Annotated in this window: 17 protein-coding genes; 11 read left to right on the top strand and 6 right to left on the bottom strand. The window is 64.6% G+C overall.

All coding sequences use genetic code 11. The features are described 5' to 3' along the window. Positions 1-82: 82 nt before the first annotated feature. Complete coding sequence (locus tag ACVW17_RS08370) at positions 83-1,414, top strand: IS1182 family transposase (RefSeq protein ID WP_456756372.1); 1,332 nt, start codon at positions 83-85, stop codon at positions 1,412-1,414. 217 nt (positions 1,415-1,631) lie between these two features. Here the strand turns inward: ACVW17_RS08370 and ACVW17_RS08365 are convergent, their stop codons facing one another. Next, positions 1,632-2,009: a YkvA family protein gene (locus ACVW17_RS08365; RefSeq protein WP_456751443.1), complete on the bottom strand. Its 378-nt coding sequence runs from the start codon at positions 2,007-2,009 to the stop codon at positions 1,632-1,634. 94 nt (positions 2,010-2,103) lie between these two features. Beyond that, a complete protein-coding gene (locus tag ACVW17_RS08360; protein WP_456751442.1) occupies positions 2,104-2,409 on the bottom strand; it encodes a 4a-hydroxytetrahydrobiopterin dehydratase in 306 nt (101 codons plus the stop codon). 211 nt (positions 2,410-2,620) lie between these two features. On the opposite strand from ACVW17_RS08360, the gene ACVW17_RS08355 reads away from it, so the two are divergent. From ACVW17_RS08355 to ACVW17_RS08345, 3 genes are all read left to right on the top strand, one after another. Then, positions 2,621-4,024: a TAXI family TRAP transporter solute-binding subunit gene (locus ACVW17_RS08355; RefSeq protein WP_456751441.1), complete on the top strand. Its 1,404-nt coding sequence runs from the start codon at positions 2,621-2,623 to the stop codon at positions 4,022-4,024. A 214-nt stretch (positions 4,025-4,238) separates the two neighbouring features. Then, entirely contained in the window at positions 4,239-5,801 is a 1,563-nt protein-coding gene (locus ACVW17_RS08350; RefSeq protein WP_456751440.1) for an alkaline phosphatase D family protein, read from the top strand. Positions 5,802-5,880: 79 nt separating this feature from the next. Next, positions 5,881-6,948, top strand: coding sequence for an N-acetylmuramoyl-L-alanine amidase (locus ACVW17_RS08345; protein ID WP_456751439.1), 1,068 nt, complete (start codon positions 5,881-5,883; stop codon positions 6,946-6,948). Between the two features lie 13 nt (positions 6,949-6,961). On the opposite strand, the gene ACVW17_RS08340 is transcribed toward ACVW17_RS08345, so the two are convergent. Together ACVW17_RS08340 and ACVW17_RS08335 are read right to left on the bottom strand one after the other, a co-directional pair. Next, a complete protein-coding gene (locus ACVW17_RS08340; protein ID WP_456797020.1) occupies positions 6,962-8,074 on the bottom strand; it encodes a hypothetical protein in 1,113 nt (370 codons plus the stop codon). 87 nt (positions 8,075-8,161) lie between these two features. After that, positions 8,162-8,533, bottom strand: a complete 372-nt coding sequence (locus ACVW17_RS08335; RefSeq protein WP_456751437.1) for a response regulator — start codon at positions 8,531-8,533, stop codon at positions 8,162-8,164. Positions 8,534-8,732: 199 nt separating this feature from the next. Here ACVW17_RS08335 and ACVW17_RS08330 point away from each other — a divergent pair, with 199 nt between their 5' ends. The 7 genes from ACVW17_RS08330 to ACVW17_RS08300 all read left to right on the top strand — a co-directional run bounded on the left by ACVW17_RS08330 (position 8,733) and on the right by ACVW17_RS08300 (position 15,886). Further along, the gene (locus tag ACVW17_RS08330; RefSeq protein WP_456751436.1) at positions 8,733-9,497 is read left to right on the top strand and encodes a Crp/Fnr family transcriptional regulator; all 765 of its coding nucleotides are present in this window, start codon (positions 8,733-8,735) and stop codon (positions 9,495-9,497) included. Between the two features lie 197 nt (positions 9,498-9,694). Further along, positions 9,695-10,414, top strand: a complete 720-nt coding sequence (locus tag ACVW17_RS08325) for a prolipoprotein diacylglyceryl transferase (protein WP_456751435.1) — start codon at positions 9,695-9,697, stop codon at positions 10,412-10,414. After that, the gene (locus ACVW17_RS08320) at positions 10,395-11,840 is read left to right on the top strand and encodes a radical SAM protein (protein WP_456751434.1); all 1,446 of its coding nucleotides are present in this window, start codon (positions 10,395-10,397) and stop codon (positions 11,838-11,840) included. The genes ACVW17_RS08325 and ACVW17_RS08320 overlap by 20 nt, the downstream gene beginning before the upstream one ends. Beyond that, entirely contained in the window at positions 11,837-12,118 is a 282-nt protein-coding gene (locus tag ACVW17_RS08315) for a hypothetical protein (RefSeq protein WP_456751433.1), read from the top strand. Before ACVW17_RS08320 ends, ACVW17_RS08315 begins: the two co-directional genes overlap by 4 nt. Continuing rightward, on the top strand, positions 12,115-12,354 hold the full coding sequence (locus ACVW17_RS08310; RefSeq protein WP_456751432.1) for a hypothetical protein: 240 nt from the start codon (positions 12,115-12,117) through the stop codon (positions 12,352-12,354). Before ACVW17_RS08315 ends, ACVW17_RS08310 begins: the two co-directional genes overlap by 4 nt. Before the next feature lie 283 nt (positions 12,355-12,637). Further along, a complete protein-coding gene (typA, locus tag ACVW17_RS08305) occupies positions 12,638-14,464 on the top strand; it encodes a translational GTPase TypA (RefSeq protein WP_456751431.1) in 1,827 nt (608 codons plus the stop codon). 174 nt (positions 14,465-14,638) lie between these two features. Continuing rightward, positions 14,639-15,886, top strand: coding sequence for a flavin monoamine oxidase family protein (locus ACVW17_RS08300; protein WP_456797019.1), 1,248 nt, complete (start codon positions 14,639-14,641; stop codon positions 15,884-15,886). Between the two features lie 98 nt (positions 15,887-15,984). Here ACVW17_RS08300 and ACVW17_RS08295 read toward each other — a convergent pair whose 3' ends face one another. Both ACVW17_RS08295 and ACVW17_RS08290 read right to left on the bottom strand, forming a co-directional pair. After that, entirely contained in the window at positions 15,985-16,392 is a 408-nt protein-coding gene (locus ACVW17_RS08295) for a thiol-disulfide oxidoreductase DCC family protein (protein ID WP_456751429.1), read from the bottom strand. Beyond that, entirely contained in the window at positions 16,389-17,717 is a 1,329-nt protein-coding gene (locus ACVW17_RS08290; RefSeq protein WP_456751428.1) for an SDR family oxidoreductase, read from the bottom strand. The genes ACVW17_RS08295 and ACVW17_RS08290 overlap by 4 nt, the downstream gene beginning before the upstream one ends. Positions 17,718-17,722: the final 5 nt, after the last annotated feature.

Raw genomic sequence — 17,722 nt, 5'->3', positions numbered from 1 at the left:
ATTTTTTTGGGGTTTCAGCGAGCATTATAGCCGAAAGCCGGCGCGGTGTGATTCTCTGGCGATGATGGATTCGCGGGAGGTGATGTTGGCTGCCGATGAGTTGTTTGGGGACCTGCCGGAGCAGGCGAAGCCACCAGCCGAAGCGGGCTTGCCCGGCGCTCCGCGGCTGCGTGAGCCCCAGCGCGACCAGATTGCGCTGCGAGCGGTTGATATTGAGAGCCTGATCGGGGAAGACCATCCGGTGCGGCTGATCTGGTCTTATGTCGAAGAGCTTGATCTGAGTGAGTTGGAGGACCGGATCAAGGCTCGCGGCGATCGTCCCGGTCACCCCGCGACCTCGCCCCGGCTTTTGCTGGCGCTGTGGCTCTATGCCGCCAGCGAAGGCGTTGGCAGCGCGCGGGCGTTGGAGCGGCTGTGCGAGAGCCACGATGCCTATCGCTGGCTGTGCGGCGGGGTGTCGGTGAACTATCACCTGCTGGCAGACTTCCGGGTCGGCAACGCCGATCTGCTTGACCGACTGCTCAGTGAGCATCTGGCAGCGTTGGCAAAGGCCGGTCTCGTCGATCTGGAGACCTTGGCGCAGGATGGCATGCGGGTCCGGGCCAGCGCCGGGGCCGCCTCGTTCCGGCGCGAGGCGACGCTGGATAAGCATTTGGCGCAGGCTGAGGCCGTGGTGGAAGACCTCAAGCGCGAGGTCGACACACGCTCGGACGCCAGCAATAAGCGTGCCCGGGCAGCCAAGGAGCGGGCCGCGCGGGAACGCAGCGCGCGGGTGAAGGCGGCGCAGACGGCGCTCGCCGAGATCAAGCAGCAGCGCAAGGAGCGCGAAGAAAGTCGCGGCAACGGCAAGACGCCGAAGGAGCCGCGGGCCTCCACGACGGACGCCTATGCACGGGTCATGAAGATGGCGAACGGCGGCTTCCGCCCCGCCTACAACGTGCAGGTGACGAGCGTGGCCGGCGAGCAGATCGTCGTCGACACCAGAATTTGCAACATCGGATCCGATCGCGGCCTGATGCGCCCCATGCTGGAGCGGCAGCGTGCGCGGCCCGGAGGGTTGCCCAAGGACCATCTCGTCGATGGCGGCTTTGGCAGTGCCGAGGACATCGAATGGGCCTATGCCGAGGGCATCGATATCTTTTGTCCGCCCACTCAATCCAAGCACGGTACCGATCCCTATCTACCGCGGCGCGGCGACGGTCCGGGGGTGTTGGCCTGGCGTGCGCGAATGGCGAGCGAAGAGGGCAAGGCCCGATACAGGTCCCGGTCGATCTGCGAGTGCATCCATGCCCGCTGGCGCAATTGGGACCTGCGGCAATTGACCGTGCGCGGCATCGAAAAGGTCCGTGCCGTCGTGCTCTGGTACGCCCTCGTCAACAACATCCTGCAAGGCAACCGCCTCTCCAGAGCCTAAACAACGGGTCATCGCCGAACTCGAACTCAAACCTGCCAATTGCTGCGACGAACAGCCGCCAAAAACTCCGCAGGAGCCGAATCCGTCACAAGCTCTCAGGATGACGGGTTGAAAGTCTAGTAGCGCGGATGCAGCGAAGCGAAATCCGGGGTTGGACCATCCGCGATTAGAGCGGCCCCGGATTGCGCTTCGCTTCATCCGGGCTACGCCTGCGGCGCTACTCCTCTTCAGGCACGCCGCACTTCAACGCGGCGCGGGCGGCTTCGCGGTGCTCCGGCGTGATGTGGCTTGCCACCATGCGGATTGCGGTTGCAAGAACCGCGGCATCGTCGGTGAAGCCGAGCACCGGCAGCATGTCCGGGATGAAATCGAACGGCAGGATGAAATAGGCGATGGCGCCGAGCAGCGCCGCCTGGACATGGCGCGGCGTCTGCCGGTCGAAGGCGCAGTAATAGGCGGCCAGCAGGTCCTCGGCGAAGGGCAGGCGGGCGACCACTTTCTTGAACTTGATCCAGAAGCGGCGGCGCACGCTTTCGGGGTCCTGCGCCAGCCGGTCGGCAGGCCCAAATCCCACGCCATAGTCGCTCGATGCCATCGCAAGGGTTCCTCGCCGCCGCGAAAGTTCAGCGGCAGACGATTACGAATCTGGGGATGTCGGCCAGCCGGTGCAAGGTGGCCGATCCGCCGGCTCAATTGACCCCGAGCTGCCGTGCGATCGCGTTCATGGCCTTGGCGAGATCGATGTCGCGCTTGGTCACCCCTCCGACATCGTGGGTCGCCAGCACGACCTCGACCGTCTTGTAGACGTTCTTCCATTCAGGGTGATGGTCGCTCTTCTCGGCGACCAAAGCGGCGCGCGCCATGAAGCCGAATGCCTCGTTGAAGTCCTTGAACACGAAGGTCTTTGCGATCGCCTCGCGTCCGGCGGGCTCCGACCAGCCGGCCAGTTCCCAAAGCGCGGCCTTTCTTGCTTCCGCTGACAGCTTTTCGACCATGGGTACCCTCCCGTTTGGCCCGACCTTAGCCTAACGACCGGCCTCCGGGGCGGGATCCACGCCAAAATTAAGGCCGAAATCGCGTCCTATCGCCGCTGGTAACCATGACGCAGATGTAACATCTGTCCGTTCAGGAATTTGCTACAAATACAGGATGTATGCACGTTGGTAGTTTTACGAGATTGAGCCCCGACGTTTGTTTGCGAGATCGATGACAGACGGCTCCGCCAGCATATCGCCCAAGCCGCCGCGTTCGGCCAAGCGCCGGCTGATGTTCGTTTTGATCGCCGGCGCGCTCGCCATCATCGGCGCGACGGCTGCCGGATATTATTTCGCGGTGCGCCCGGTGACGCTGCGGATCGCGGTCGGCCCAGCGAACAGCGATGACGTCAAGGTCGTGCAGGCGCTGGCCCAGGCCTTCAACAACCAGCAGCACACCCAGGTCAAGCTCCGACCAGTGCAGACCGACGGCGCCACCGCCAGCGCGCAGACGCTGGCCGACGGCAAGGCCGATCTCGCCATCATCCGCGGCGACCTCGAAGTGCCGAAGAATGCGCAGGCGGTCGCGACGTTGCGCAAGAACGTCGTGGTGATGTGGGTGCCGCCCGCCAAGGGCAAGGTCCGGAAGTCTGCCAAAATCACCAAGATCGCGCAGCTTTCCGGCCGCAAGATCGGCGTCGTCGGACGCACCCCGGCCAATGTCAATTTGCTCAAGCTGATCCTGACGCAATATGGCGTCGACCCGATGAAGGTCGAGATCGTGCAATTCCCGGCCAATGAAGCGGCCGAGGCGATCAAGAACCTGAAGGCCGACGCCTATCTCGCGGTCGGCCCGGCCAACAGCAAGATCACGATCGACGCGATCACGGCGTCGGTCAAGGACGGCGGCGAGCCCACCTTCCTCGCGATCGACGCGTCGGAAGCGATCGCGCAAAACCATCCGGCCTATGAGGCTGCGGAAATCCCCGCCGGCTCGCTCGGCTCGGCCGACCGGCCGGACGACGAGGTGAAGACGATCAGCTTCTCGCATCACATCGTCGCACGAAAAGGCCTGTCGGACTCGACCGTCGCGGCCTTCACCCGGCAATTGTTCGCGATCCGGCAATCGCTCAAGAACGACTTCCCGCTCGCCGCCAAGATCGAAACCCCCGACACCGACAAGGACGCCACCATCCCGGTACATCCGGGCGCGGCCGCCTTCGTCGACGGCGAGGAGAAGACCTTCCTCGATCGCTACAGCGATTACATCTGGTGGAGCCTGATGGCATTCTCGGCGATGGGCTCCGCCGGCGCGTGGTTCGCCGGCTATCTCAAGCAGGACGAGCGCAACACCAACACCTCGCAGCGCGAACGCCTACTGGAGATGCTGAAGGCCGCGCGGCAAAGCGATTCGACCGAAGAGCTCGACCAGATGCAGGCCGAAGCCGACGACATCCTGCGCCACACGCTCGACTGCTTCGAGCATGGCGCCATCGAGGAAGGCACCCTGACCGCGTTCAACATCGCGCTAGAGCAGTTCCACAACGCGGTCGCCGACCGCAAGGCCCTGCTACTGAGCATGCCGCAGAATTTGCAACGGACTGCGACGCAGTTCAGGGCGGCGGGGACGGCGTAAGCCATCCACGTTCCTCGCGTGAGGGAATCACCGGCGGCAGGGTTCCCTCCCCCCTTGCGGGACCCGCAAGGGGGAGGGAGCCTGACAGGCGTGCTCACCTTACAAAGGCTGACTCCGATATCTTGCGCGCACCCCTGTAATCTCACCGTCATGGAATTTTTCTAGGTCTTGGCACGCCCGCGGCGCAGTGTCGCTGTGACCTTGAGGAGACCCCATGACGATCCGGTTCTCGCGAAATCTCACCCGCCGACGCTTTCTCTCGACGGCGGCTGCGGCCGGTGCCGGCGTGGTCGCGATGCCTTATCTGTCGCGCGCGGCGGATCGTCCCGTCATCACCCATGGCGTGCAGTCCGGCGATGTCGGCGTCGACAGCGGCGTGGTGTGGGCGCGGGCGGACCGGCCGTCGCAGATGATGGTCGAGGTCGCGACCACCGAATCGTTCAAGGACGCTCGCGCGCTGCCGCCGATCACGGCGCTGCCGGAGAGCGACTTCACCGCAAAGATGCTGCTGGAGAACCTGCCCTCCGGCCAGGACATCTTCTACCGCGTCCGCTTCCGCGACCTCGCCCATATCGACGTGGTCGGCGAGCCCGTGGTCGGCCGCTTCCGCACCGCGCCGAGCGACCGCCGCGACGTCTCCTTCGTATGGGGCGGCGACGTTGCCGGCCAGGGCTGGGGCATCAACCCCGACGACGGTGGCATGATCACCTTCGCCGCGATGAAGAAGCACAACCCGGATTTCCTGCTGCATTCCGGCGACACCATCTACGCCGACGGCGTGATCCCGTCCGAGGTGAAGCTCCCGGACGGCAAGATCTGGAAGAACATCACGATCCCGGAGAAGGCCAAGGTCGCCGAGACGCTCGACGAATACCGCGCCGCGCACAAATACAATTTCCTCGACTCCAATGTGCGCGCCTTCAATGCCGAGGTGCCGATCTTCGTGCAATGGGACGATCACGAGGTGACCAACAACTGGTCGCTGTCGAAGCAGCTGCCGGCGGCCTACAAGGAGCGCGACATCACGGTGCTCGCCGCGCGCGCGGCCAAGGCGTTCCACGAGATGTATCCGATGCGCGAGAGCATCGTCGAACCGGGCCGGGTCTATCGCACCCTGAGCTACGGCCCGCATCTCGACGTGTTCATGCTCGATGAGCGCAGCTATCGCGGCCCCAACGGTCCGAACCTGCAGGAGAGCTACGGTCCCGATGCCTATTTCATCGGGCCGGACCAGATGGCCTGGCTGAAGCGCGCGCTGCTCAACTCGCGCGCCACCTGGAAAGTGATCGCCTCCGACATGCCGCTGTCGTTGATCGTCTATGATGATGCGACCAACAAGAAGGGCTCGGAAGCGTTTGCGCAGGGCGACGGTCCGGCGCGCGGCCGCGAGCTCGAGATCGCCGACATCCTGCGCTTCATCAAGACCGCAGGGATCGTCAACACGGTGTGGCTGACCGCCGACGTGCACTACGCGGCCGCGCACTACTACAATCCGAACAAGGCCCAGTTCCAGGAGTTCGATCCGTTCTGGGAATTCGTCTCCGGCCCGCTGCATGCCGGCACGTTCGGCCCGAACGAGCTCGACAACACGTTTGGTCCCGAGGTGAGGTTCGTCAAGGCGCCGGGCGAAGCCAACCAGAACCTGCCGCCGTCGGCCGGCATGCAGTTCTTCGGCCACGTCAAGATCGACGGCAAGAGCGGGCAAATGACGGTGAGCCTGCGCGACCGCGTCGACGCCGAGCTGTGGGCGATCACGCTCGACCCGAAGCCGGTGTAGTCCGGCCGCAGCCGCGACGGAACCGGACACCCTGTCCCGCACGCTTTTGGCCAAACCAAGGGCGTCGCGATTGCCGGGGATGGACGCGACCCGCCCCTTCCGGTACCGATATCAGAGCCGTTATGCTGGGGGCCCGGAGGGGCGGAGCATGAGGCGCTGCGAATTCTTTCGCGTGCTCGGTGGTATCGTCGCGAGGTTTCGGTCTCGCCGCTTGTTGGTCGTTACGATCGCGGTGTTCGCACTGCTGCCGATCGGAGCCGGTGATGCCGGCTGGCTGCCCGATCTCTTCAAGAGCTCACCCAAACATGCCAAGTCGCCAAAGCGCGCGAAGGCAACCAGGCCGGCCAGATTGGCGAGGCACCGCGCCCCGCCCAAACACCGCGCCACGCGACTGGCCGCCCTTGGCCCAGTCACACTGCCGCTTTCAGGGCTCAAGCCGGCCGCACTCACATGCGATCCCGCGACATTCCGGATCGTGCTGGACGTCGGACATACCGCCGAATCGGAAGGTGCGATCAGCGCGCGGAATGTTGCCGAGTTCACCTTCAACCTGCGGCTTGCGAAGCTGATCGAGGAGAGATTGAAGGCCGAAGGTTTTGCCGAAACCAGGCTGCTGCTGACCGAGGGCAAGGCGCGACCCAGCCTGTTCAAGCGGGTCGCGAGCGCCAGCAATTTGCACGCCGATCTGCTGCTGTCGATCCACCATGACTCCGTGCCCAACAAGATGCTTGAGGACTGGGAATTCGAGGGCAAGAAAAGCCATTTCAGCGATCGCTTCAGCGGCTACTCGGTGTTCGTCTCCCGGGAGAATCCGGACTTCAGGACCAGCCTGCGGTTTGCCGAGCTGGTCGCTAAGGAATTGAAGGCTGGGGGGCTGCCCTATGCCGAGCAGTACAGCCTGCCCATCATGGGCAGCAACCAGCACCCGCTGCTGAACAAGGACACCGGCGTCTACAGCTATGACGAGCTGATCGTGCTGCGAAAGACCGCAATGCCCGCCGTGCTGCTGGAGGCCGGCTCGATCATCAACCGCGACGAAGAACTCGCAATGGACTCGCTCGAGCGCCGCAACATCATCGCCGGCGGCGTCGCGTCTGCCGCGAAGCAATTCTGCGAGCCGCGATGGAGCCTGCAAGGCCCACTCTGACGGGCCGCTGACGTCATTCCGGCTTGCCGGCCTTGATCTCCTTGAATTTGGCAAGCGCCTGTTCGAACTTGGCGTTGAACAGCCACATCGCATCGAGGATGTTGCGGAAGGTTGCGGAGGTTCGAGCCCGGTCGGCCCGGCCGAAAGCGAAGACGCTGTTGTTTCGCAGATATCCCATGATCCGGGGATCGGAGATCCTGTAACCTGTGAGGTTTCCCGATTTCAGCGCAGCTCTCGTCGGCGTCGGAATGATCTGGATCAATTCGAACAGCTTCATTTGATCGATCGGATCCGGCAGAGCCTTTGCGATCGCCGGGACCTGCGGGAAAATGTCCGCGTGCGCGTTCATCAGGCCGTCCCGCACCGCGGTCCAGTGATTGAACCTGCGATCGAGGTTGCCGGCCCGCGCCTCTTCCTTGTCGTCGCGGCGGCTCAGCGCCGGATCCAGCGCCGCGATCGATTCCTTGATCGCGGCCCACTTGTTTCGACCGTTGCGATCTTCGGACGGGCCGGTCTGCAGGCTGCCCTTGTAGGTGTTCGACCGCGCATTTCCCACGTTCTGCTTGCCGTTGGTCTCGGCAAAGAACAGCCCGAGGATGATACGGCCGGCGGTCGCGGCGTCAGCGGCATCCAGTCCCCTGGCGCGCGCGATCACGGTCGCCAGATCGACCACGTCCTTGAACGGCGTCTCGGAGCTTTGCGCACCGGCGGGCGGCGCCTCCATGAGGTCGAACAGTTTTCTGTACTCCTCGAGCAGCGGCTCATTGTCGGCGTCGAAATAGGCCGGCGGAATTCCCAGTTTGTTGGGCCTTCCGATCCGCGACGGCAACGCATCGGTGAGATCCTTGTAGGCGCTCATCATCTCGACCCGGGCAAGATAGATCGCCTGGCCCGGCAGGTTGGGCAGCGGCTGCTTCGAGTCGATCTGCGCGCGGCGCTGGCGCAGGATCGAGACGAAGGTCTTCAGGGCATTGTCGTAGGCCTCGCTTGCGGCGGATTGCGCGCTCGACAATGCGGTCGGCTCAGCAACGGCTCGAGATACGAAGCCACCGCCGACGGCCGAGGCGAGCAGCAGGCCGATAGAGAGCGCTGCTGCACGCGCAGCGGCAGATGGGCTGATCGCCATGACGGCTTGCCTGTGCGTCGCCGAATCCTTGCGACCCGGATCGTAGACGACGAACGCTTCGACGGCGAGGCCGAAGCCGGCAATTCGTCAGAGCCCGTTGCGCAGCGCGGCCTCGAGCGTCTCGCTCGAACACGGCTTGGTCAGCCGCGGCTTGCCGGCGAGCGAGTCCGGCAGCCTGACATCGGCGCCATAACCCGTGATGAACGCGAACGGCACCTCCAGCGCATCGAGCCGCTCGGCGATCGCGAACGTCTTCTCGCCCCCGACCAGGCCGACGTCGAGCAGGGCGAAATCCGGCGGACGTTCAGCAATCAGTTCGAGCGCGCGCGCGACATTCGCGGCGGTCCGCACCGTGCGGACGCCGAAGCCCAGGATGGTGTCCTCGAAATAGAGCGCGATGATCGGATCGTCCTCGACGACCAGAACGTCGCCGGGCATGGCATTGGGAGCGCAGTCCATGGCTCGGTGTCCATTTCTTCAATGATGGATGAGAGGCCGGATCGATCCGGCCGGATGGCCCGCGACCGGCGCCCGAAGGCGCGCCGGCTGTTCCCAATATGAAACCCATCACATCGCGCGCGGTCGCGTCTGTTCACTAGTGAACATAAATACGGGAACTTTTTCAGTATGGTCCGCGTTGGGCTGGCAGGATTTTCCAATGATTACAAAACCGACTGATTTGGCCGGGGCGAACGACCGGCCGTTCAATAATCTTTTGCGCCGGCTCAATGCCGTCGACTACGAGCTGATCGCGCCGCATCTTGCGCTGGTCGAAGCTAATGCCGGCGATCTGCTCTATAATCCCGGCGACGATGTCCAGACCGTGCATTTCCCGTGCGGACCGAGCCTTGCGTCCTACATGGTGCCGAACGAAGACGGACGCGATGTCGAGACCATCCTGGTCGGCCGCGAGGGCGCAGTCGGCGGCATCGTCAGCCAGGGATTCCTGCCGGCCTATACCCGCATCACCGTCAAGTTCGGCGGACCCTTCGCGCGGCTGCCGATCAGCAAGCTCGACGCCGCCAAGCTGAAATCGATCTCGGTGCGCAACATCTTCGCGCGCTATGCCGACTGCATGCTGGCGCAGATCTTCCAGTCGACCGCCTGCAACGCGATCCACTCGATCGAGCAGCGCGCCGCGAAATGGATCATCTCGGCGATCGAGCGCACCAACGGCAACGGCGTGGTGCCGCTCACCCATGAGCAGCTCTCGACCCTGCTCGGCGTCGGTCGCAGCTACACCAGCCGGGTGATCCAGAACTTCAAGGCGGAGGGCGTGCTGGACACCCGCCGCGGCGCGATCGTGATCCGCGATCCGGACAAGCTCCGGCTGCGCTCCTGCCAATGCAACGAGGCGGTGAAGGATCACTTCGAGGAAGTGCTGCGCGGGGTCTATCCGAGCGAGGACAACCCGGCGAATTAGTCCCACTTACCTCTCCCCGCTCTTTGCGGGGAGAGGTCGGATCGCTCTGGCGATCCGGGTGAGGGGCGAGGCACACTGCTCAACAAGCTGCGAGGTGCTCGCCGGATGGATGCCCCTCACCCCAACCCTCTCCCCGTAAGAACAGGGAGAGGGAGCATAGCTATCGCAGGCCGCGAAAATCACGCTACACTCGCCTGATGAGCGGGGCTGAACTTCACGCCGTCTTCGACGTCGCTGCATGGTGCGCGGCGGCAGCCGCGATGTGGTGGCTGTCGCGCCAGCGCGGGCTGCAATTCGCCCGGCAATCGTTCGAGCTGCCCTACATCGCGGCGCTGGTGTTCGGTGCCGGCATCGGCGCCTACATCTTCGGCACGCTGAACCTGTGGTTCTCCGGCATGCCCGGCATCGCCCGCTCGGTCGAGGGCGCGCTGGCCGGCGGCATCGTCGCGATCGAGCTCTACAAATGGCTGCACGGCATGACGCTGCGCACCGGGGCGCGCTTCGCGCTGCCGCTTGCGATCGGCGTCGCGGTCGGCCGGCTCGGCTGCTATTTCGCGGGGCTCGAGGACTTCACCTACGGCACGCCGACCACGCTGCCCTGGGGCCATAATTTCGGCGACGGCGTGCTGCGCCATCCGGTGCAGCTCTATGAAAGCCTGGCGATGGCCGCGTTCGCGGTCTTCTATGTGTGGGCCGTATTGAACCGCAACGCCGCTGTCATCACCAATGGATTCTACCTCGTGCTGTTCTACTACGGGCTGCAGCGCTTCCTGTGGGAGTTCATCAAGCCCTATGGCGCACTGATCGGCCCGTTCTCGCTGTTCCACGTGCTATCGCTGTTTGTCATGATTTATGCCGCCGTCATGCTGGCGACGGCACCAGATGTGAGTTTGAAGCATGAACGCGCCGCTGCGTAAGGCACGCCCCTACATCTTCTGGGGCCAGACCCAGTCGCTCTGCGAAACCTGCCTGACCCTGGTGCCGACCAAGATCCAGATATCAGGCAACGAGGTCTGGTATGAGAAGCGTTGCAAGCAGCACGGCGTGCAGTCGACGCTGGTCTCGACTGATTCGGCCTATTGGCGGCTGTGCAAGGACTTCATCAAGCCGGGCGACCGGCCGCTCGCCTTCCAGCGCCACACCGAATTCGGCTGCCCCTATGATTGCGGGCTGTGCCCGGACCACGAGCAGCATTCCTGCCTGGCGCTGATCGAGATCACCGAGCACTGCAACCTGACCTGCCCGGTGTGCTTTGCGAATTCCTCGCCGGCACGCTCAAGCTTCACGCCGCTGGCGAAGATCGAGAAGATGCTGGACGCGCTGGTGGCAAGCGAGGGCGAACCTGATCTGGTGCAGATCTCCGGCGGCGAGCCGACGCTGCACCCGGACTTCTTCGCGATCCTGGATGCGGTGCGCGCCCGCCCGATCCGCCATGTCATGATCAACACCAACGGCCTCAGGATCGCACGCGAGCCCGATTTCGTGGCCAAGCTCGCCGAGAACAAGCGCGGGCTGGAGGTCTATCTGCAATTCGATTCGCTGAAGCGCGAGGCTCTGGTCAATCTGCGCGGCGCGGACTTGCGAAAAATCCGCCAGCAGGCGCTGGAGAATCTCGAGCGCGAAGGCATCTCGACCACGCTGGTCGCCACCATCAAGCGCGGCGTCAATGATGCCGAGATCGGCGACATCGTCCGCCATGCGCTGAGCTGGAAATGCGTCCGCGGCGTCACCTTGCAACCGGTGCAGGACGCCGGCCGCAACGAGGATTTCAACAAGGACACCGACCGCATCATGCTGTCGGAGATCCGAAAGCGGGTGATCGACACCGGGGTGTTCGGCGCCAACGACATGATCCCGCTGCCCTGCAACCCCGAGAGCATCTCGATCGGCTACGGTCTGCGCAACGGCGACAAGGTGCTGCCGCTGACCTCGCTGATCCCGCAGGATCAGCTGATCGCCGTGATGCCCAACACGATCAGTCCGGAGAAATATCCGGTGTTGCGGGAGAAGTTCGTCGATTTGTTCTCGCTGTCGTCGGGACCGCTCAACACAAGCGAGCGTGTTTGCGAGCTGCTGTGCTGCCTGCCGAGCTTCGAGGTGCCTGAGGGCCTCAGCTACGAGAACGTGTTCCGCGTCACCATCGTGCAATTCCTCGATCGCTTCAATTTCTGCGTCGGCAACGTCAAGCGAAGCTGCATCCACTTCGTCACCGAGAGCGGCGCGATCATCCCGTTCGACACCTACAACCTGTTCTACCGCAATGGGCTGATCGACGGCATCCGCGCCGCGCTGGCCGGGCAGACCTATCGCGAAACACGGCAGAGCGAGCAGGTGCCGCGATGAGCGAGGCCAATCCACCGCCGCTCCCGCCTGCGCCGCCGGAGCTGCCCTATCAATACGTCCCGCCGGCGCAGCCGCCACGCAGCGGCTGCGCGACCGCCTTTATGGCGCTGTTCGGGGTGTTCCTGCTGCTGCCCGGGCTCTGTGCCCTGCTGTTCGGGTTCGGCGGCATGAACTGGTCGCGGCCCGATCCCTCGATCTTCTTTCTGATCCTGCTCGGGCTGGCGGTCTGCTTTGCCGGCGTGATGCTGATCCGCGCCGCGATCAAGGGGAGCCCATGAGCAATCTGGACCAACCGTCGTCGACAGAACCGCCGCGGCAGGAACCACGGTTGCCGCCCGGCTGCATGATCTTCATGCTGATCGTGGGGGTGCTGCTGCTGATCCCGGGCGCCCTCTGCGTGGTCCTCAATGTCACTTTGGGTGGGTCAAACGACCCGCTCACGGGGGTCTCGGTGCTGGTTGCGTTTGTTGGACTCGGGCTGATCGTGTTCGCCCGGGCGCAGAAACGGGGCTGAATCGACCCAGAAAAGCCCCTTAAGGCCGGCTTCCGGAACCAAAATCAGCCCTCCAAACCACCAACAAATCATTGTTTTTTGGCGTTTTCTGACTATATTGCGCCGCAACGCGCAAGGTGCCCGGTCCTTAAGACCGGGCTTCCTTTTTGGGGTGATGCGTCCCCGTCAAATTTCTTGGGTATGAGCGTGATCCGGGCCCCGATGGGGCCACGCGAGCGAGCGGCCGGCCAAATCGGTCCGGCGAGATCGCGCATCTGACCATTGCACGACCAGAAGAAGAGCCATGAACCTTCGCAACGTCGCCATCATCGCCCACGTCGACCACGGCAAGACCACCCTCGTCGACCGCCTGCTGCAGCAATCCGGCACTTTCCGCGAGAACCAGAAGGTCACCGAACGCGCCATGGACTCCAACGACCTGGAGCGCGAGCGCGGCATCACCATTCTGGCCAAGGCCGCCTCGGTGCAGTGGAAGGACATTCGCGTCAACATCGTCGACACCCCAGGCCACGCCGATTTCGGCGGTGAGGTCGAGCGCATCCTCAACATGGTTGATGGCGCACTGGTGCTGGTCGACGCCGCCGAGGGTCCGCTGCCGCAGACCAAGTTCGTGGTGTCGAAGGCGCTCAAGATCGGCCTGAAGCCGATCGTCGTGATCAACAAGGTCGACCGTCCGGACGCCCGCCCGACCGAAGTCATCAACGAGGTGTTCGACCTGTTCGCGGCGCTCGATGCCTCTGAGGAGCAGCTCGACTTCCCGATCCTGTACGGGTCGGCCAAGCAGGGCTGGATGGCGGAGAGCCCGGAGGGCCCGAAGGACCTCGGCATGCAGCCGCTGTTCGACTTGATCGTGCGCCATGTCGAGCCGCCGAAGGTCGAGCAAGGTCCGTTCCGCATGATCGGCACCATCCTCGAGGCCAATCCCTATCTCGGCCGCATCATCACCGGGCGGATCTCCTCCGGCTCGATCAAGCCGAACCAGCAGGTCAAGGTGCTGGGCGCCGACGGCAAGCTGATCGAGAGCGGCCGCCTGACCAAGATCCTCGCCTTCCGCGGCCTCGAGCGCACCCCGCTCGAAGAGGCCGAGGCCGGCGACATCGTCGCGATCGCGGGCTTGACCAAGGGCACCGTCGCCGACACCTTCTGCGACCCCTCGGTCGAGACGCCGCTGCCGGCGCAGCCGATCGATCCGCCGACGGTCTCGATGTCGTTCATCGTCAACAACTCGCCGCTCGCCGGCACCGAAGGCGACAAGGTGACCTCGCGCATGATCCGCGACCGCCTGCTGCGCGAGGCCGAAGGCAATGTCGCGCTGCGCGTCGTCGAGGCCGCTGACAAGGATTCCATGGAAGTCTCCGGCCGCGGCGAATTGCAGCTCGCTATCCTGATCGAGACCATGCGCCGCGAGGGTTTCGAGCTCTCGGTGTCGCGCCCGCGCGTCGTGCTGCAGAAGGACGAGGCGACCGGCGGCTGGCAGGAGCCGATCGAGGAGGTCGTGATCGACGTCGACGAGGAGCATTCCGGCGTCGTCGTGCAGAAGATGAGCGAGCGCAAGGCCGAGATGATCGAGATGCGCCCGTCCGGCGGCAACCGCCTGCGGCTGGTGTTCTACGCGCCGACCCGCGGCCTGATCGGCTACCAGGGCGAACTGCTCACCGACACCCGCGGCACCGCGATCATGAACCGCATCTTCCACGGCTATGCCGCCTACAAGGGCGAGATCCAGGGCCGCCGCAACGGCGTCCTGATCTCCAACGACCAGGGCGAAGCGGTGGCCTATGCGATGTTCAAGCTGGAAGACCGCGGCCCGATGATGATCGAGCCGGGCTGGAAGGTCTACAAGGGCATGATCGTCGGCGAGCACACCCGCGACAATGATCTCGAGATCAACGTGCTGAAGGGCAAGCAGCTCACCAACATCCGCACCACCTCGAAGGACGAAGCGGTGCGCCTGACCCCGCCGATCCGCATGACCCTGGAAAAGGCGCTGGCCTATATCGAGGACGACGAGCTCGTCGAGGTGACGCCGAAGTCGATCCGGCTGCGCAAGAAGCACCTCGACCCGAACGACCGCAAGCGCGCCGAGAAGGCCAAGGAAGCGGTGGCGTAAGCGGTCCCACATAGAAACTGTCATGCCCCGGCTCGACCGGGGCATCCAGTACGCCGCGGCTCCTCAGTAAAATCACAGCTGCCTCTGGAATACTGGATCGCTCGCATACGCGGGTGATGACAGTCATGCGCGCGGCGGCTTCAGGCCTGGCGGCGAACGTGCTAGAGCCGGGACATGAGTTCTCTTCCCTCCACGGTCGATGTCGCCATCATCGGCGCCGGCGCTGCGGGCCTCGGCGCCGCGCATGCGCTGCAGGGCACCGGCCTGTCCAGCATCGTGCTGGAAGCCCGCGATCGCCTCGGCGGCCGCGCGCATACCATCCAGGCTGCGCCTGACGTGGTGTTCGACGTCGGCTGCGGCTGGCTGCACTCGGCCGACCAGAACAGCTTTGTCGGCATCGCCCAGCAACTCGGCTTCGAGCTCAACAAGGACCTGCCGCCGTGGCGCGAGCGCGCCTATGGCAAGGCGTTCCCGCAGGCCGACCGCGATGCGTTCACGCTCGCGCTCGACCAGTTCTACGATCGCCTCGAACAAGCCGCGCGCGACGGCAAGGATGGTTCCGCCGATCGCTATCTCGAACCCGGCAACCGCTGGAACCCGATGATCGATGCGATCTCGACCTATGTGAACGGCTGCGAGCTCGATCAGGTCTCGATCCTCGACGTCGACGCCTATGAAGACACCGACATCAATTGGCGGGTGCGGCGCGGCTATGGCGCTTTGGTCGCGGCCTACGGCGAACAGGTGCCGGTCGCACTGAACTGCGAGGTCCGGTTGATCGATCACACAGGCCCGCGCGTCCGCATTGAGACCACGCGCGGCACGCTTGAGGCGGACAAGGTGATCGTCACCGTGCCGACCAATTTGATCGCCGACGAGGCGATCCGCTTCTCGCCCGCGCTCCCGGACAAGCGCGATGCCGCGCGCGGGCTGCCGCTCGGGCTCGCCGACAAGGTGACCTTGGCGCTCGCCGAACCCGAGGCGCTGCCGAAGGAAGGCAATCTGCGCGGCGCCACCATGCGCACAGAGATGGGCACCTATCACATCCGCCCGTTCGGCCAGCCCTGCATCGAAGGCTTCTTCGGCGGCCGCTTTGCGCAAGCGCTCGAAGATGCCGGCAACGGCGCCATCGCCGCGCACAGCATCGACGAGATCGTCTCCTTCCTCGGCAATGATTTCCGCCGCAAGCTGAAGCCGCTCAGCGAATCCCGCTGGGCCCACGACCGGTTCGCCCGCGGCTCCTACTCGCATGCGCTGCCCGGCTACGCCGACAAGCGCGCCGTGCTCGCCGCCCCGGTCGACGGCCGGCTGTTCTTTGCGGGAGAGGCGACGTCGCCGCATTTCTTCTCGACCGCGCATGGCGCACGGGATTCGGGGGAGCGGGCGGCGAAGGAAGTCCTGGCGGCTGTGCCGCGCAAATAGCCGCATCGTCATTGCGAGCGAAGCGAAGCAATCCATCGGGCGGCATAACGGAGGCATGGATTGCTTCGTCGCTTCGCTCCTCGCAATGACGGCAGATGTTACTCCAGCACCCTCGCCCGCATATCGGCGTCGGGGACAAAACACGTCTCGTATTTCCCGAAGATGCGATAGCGGTTGCGCGCGATGGTGCTGTACACTGCGTCGCGCAGCGGCTTGGGCACCGTAAACAGCGCGCGGGTCCAGCTCCAGCCAGGCAGATGGCTCAGTACCGTCAGCGCCGCGTCGGACTTCATCCAGGCGACGCCGCCATGGATCACGGCATTGGTGTCGGGATCGTCGGGGTCGATGCCGAAGGTTTTGGCGAGCCGCGTGCCGTAGGCGGACTGGATCGGCGTGAAGCGGAAGCGCCTCTCGGTATCGCGCGAGACGACGAAGCGGACCCAACGCGAGCAGAAGATGCAGACGCCGTCGTAGAGGATCACGTCGTCGTTGGGCCAGCTCTTCATCGGTTATCCAACGTCAGCAGCGCCACCAGCATCAGCACGATCGCGGGGCCGGTCTTCACCAGTGCGCCGAGCGGCTCGATCCAGAGATCGGGCGTCAGGATCGCCGATCCCGCCATGTAGCCGAGCGAGGCGACGATGCCGGCAACGAGGCCGAATGCCGCGGTGCGGCGGATCGCGATCAGCACGCCGATGCTCATGTCCATCAGGCTGGTCAGCACCGTCACCGGCCCGACCAGAGCGGGTGGAAAATGATGTGCGCTCAAAATCCCGGCGGCGGCGTCATAGGAGATGACAAGCGCGATGAAGCCGGACGCCACCCAGAACAGCACCAGGCTGGCGAAGATCAGCGCCTTGATCAGGAACAGCCGCGCAAACCATTTGTCCTGGATCGTCGCGGGACGCCCGCCGACGGCTTGCGCGATCGTCCTCGGCACGATGCCGGTCGCCTGCATCCAGGCTGAGGGATCGCCGGTGACGCCGCGGCGCAGCTCGGCGATCGCAGTGGTCCGCAGCGGCGGCATCCAGCCGAGGCGGCTGACGAGATCGCCGAGGCGAGCACCGAGATCAATCAAGAAGGACGGCGAGGCGATGCGGACATGCTTCGCCGTGCCGAACGTCCCTCGGAATTGGGCGATGACGCCGCCGAGCGAGACCGGCTGAGGCTGCATCAAGTCCCACGCCACCGATCGCACCGCTTCATCGCCGACGTCGCGCACTGCGAGCCAGGCGATCGTGGCCGCGATATCCTCGACCGCGACCGGCTGGAACGGCGTCGCCGCCTCATCGGCCGGCAACTCGACCGGCAGCGCCGCCAGCGCGCGCAGCATGGCGCTGCCGCCATAGGCCGATGGCGCGATGACAAAGCCCGGTCGCAGGATCGCGTGCGCGATCCCTGATGCCGCAATCAGCCGCTCGGCCTCGCGCTTGGTGGTGCTGAAGGCGGTGCGGTCCTGATCGGCCGTGCCGGGAATCGAAATATGCACGAGACGGATCGCGCGATGGCTGTCGCGGACTGCTTGCAGCAGCCGCGCGACGAAATCGCGATGCACCGCGCGCGTGTCACTGCCCGGCCCGTCCTGCAGCACGCCGAGGCAATTCACGACAACGTCGACCTCATGCGTGCGAACAAGCTGCGTCAGCGCCGCGGCATCCAGCGACATCACAGGCAGCTCGAGATCGGCCGCGCTCATCTTTTGCGCCGGCGTGAAATGCCGCGCGATCCCGATCACGTGAAAGCCGCGCGCCCTCAGATCGTGGGTGATGGCACGTCCGATCAGGCCCGACGCGCCGAGCACGAGGATGTTGTGTGATGCATCGTCACTCATAGAAG

The organism is Bradyrhizobium sp. USDA 4473 (assembly GCF_054063335.1).
Note: the sequence above shows the minus strand (reverse complement) of the source record. Positions and strands in the feature narration are given on the sequence as shown.

Excerpts from the sequence above, each read along its gene's own strand:
- ACVW17_RS08370 (WP_456756372.1), top strand. The coding sequence starts at position 83 with ATGTTGGCTGCCGATGAGTTGTTTGGGGACCTGCCGGAGCAGGCGAAG.
- ACVW17_RS08350 (WP_456751440.1), top strand. The coding sequence starts at position 4,239 with ATGACGATCCGGTTCTCGCGAAATCTCACCCGCCGACGCTTTCTCTCG.
- ACVW17_RS08345 (WP_456751439.1), top strand. The coding sequence starts at position 5,881 with ATGGACGCGACCCGCCCCTTCCGGTACCGATATCAGAGCCGTTATGCT.
- ACVW17_RS08335 (WP_456751437.1), bottom strand. The coding sequence starts at position 8,533 with ATGGACTGCGCTCCCAATGCCATGCCCGGCGACGTTCTGGTCGTCGAG.
- ACVW17_RS08315 (WP_456751433.1), top strand. The coding sequence starts at position 11,837 with ATGAGCGAGGCCAATCCACCGCCGCTCCCGCCTGCGCCGCCGGAGCTG.
- ACVW17_RS08355 (WP_456751441.1), top strand. The coding sequence starts at position 2,621 with ATGACAGACGGCTCCGCCAGCATATCGCCCAAGCCGCCGCGTTCGGCC.
- ACVW17_RS08310 (WP_456751432.1), top strand. The coding sequence starts at position 12,115 with ATGAGCAATCTGGACCAACCGTCGTCGACAGAACCGCCGCGGCAGGAA.
- ACVW17_RS08330 (WP_456751436.1), top strand. The coding sequence starts at position 8,733 with ATGATTACAAAACCGACTGATTTGGCCGGGGCGAACGACCGGCCGTTC.
- ACVW17_RS08360 (WP_456751442.1), bottom strand. The coding sequence starts at position 2,409 with ATGGTCGAAAAGCTGTCAGCGGAAGCAAGAAAGGCCGCGCTTTGGGAA.
- typA (WP_456751431.1), top strand. The coding sequence starts at position 12,638 with ATGAACCTTCGCAACGTCGCCATCATCGCCCACGTCGACCACGGCAAG.
- ACVW17_RS08295 (WP_456751429.1), bottom strand. The coding sequence starts at position 16,392 with ATGAAGAGCTGGCCCAACGACGACGTGATCCTCTACGACGGCGTCTGC.
- ACVW17_RS08300 (WP_456797019.1), top strand. The coding sequence starts at position 14,639 with ATGAGTTCTCTTCCCTCCACGGTCGATGTCGCCATCATCGGCGCCGGC.
- ACVW17_RS08365 (WP_456751443.1), bottom strand. The coding sequence starts at position 2,009 with ATGGCATCGAGCGACTATGGCGTGGGATTTGGGCCTGCCGACCGGCTG.
- ACVW17_RS08290 (WP_456751428.1), bottom strand. The coding sequence starts at position 17,717 with ATGAGTGACGATGCATCACACAACATCCTCGTGCTCGGCGCGTCGGGC.
- ACVW17_RS08320 (WP_456751434.1), top strand. The coding sequence starts at position 10,395 with ATGAACGCGCCGCTGCGTAAGGCACGCCCCTACATCTTCTGGGGCCAG.
- ACVW17_RS08325 (WP_456751435.1), top strand. The coding sequence starts at position 9,695 with ATGAGCGGGGCTGAACTTCACGCCGTCTTCGACGTCGCTGCATGGTGC.
- ACVW17_RS08340 (WP_456797020.1), bottom strand. The coding sequence starts at position 8,074 with ATGGCGATCAGCCCATCTGCCGCTGCGCGTGCAGCAGCGCTCTCTATC.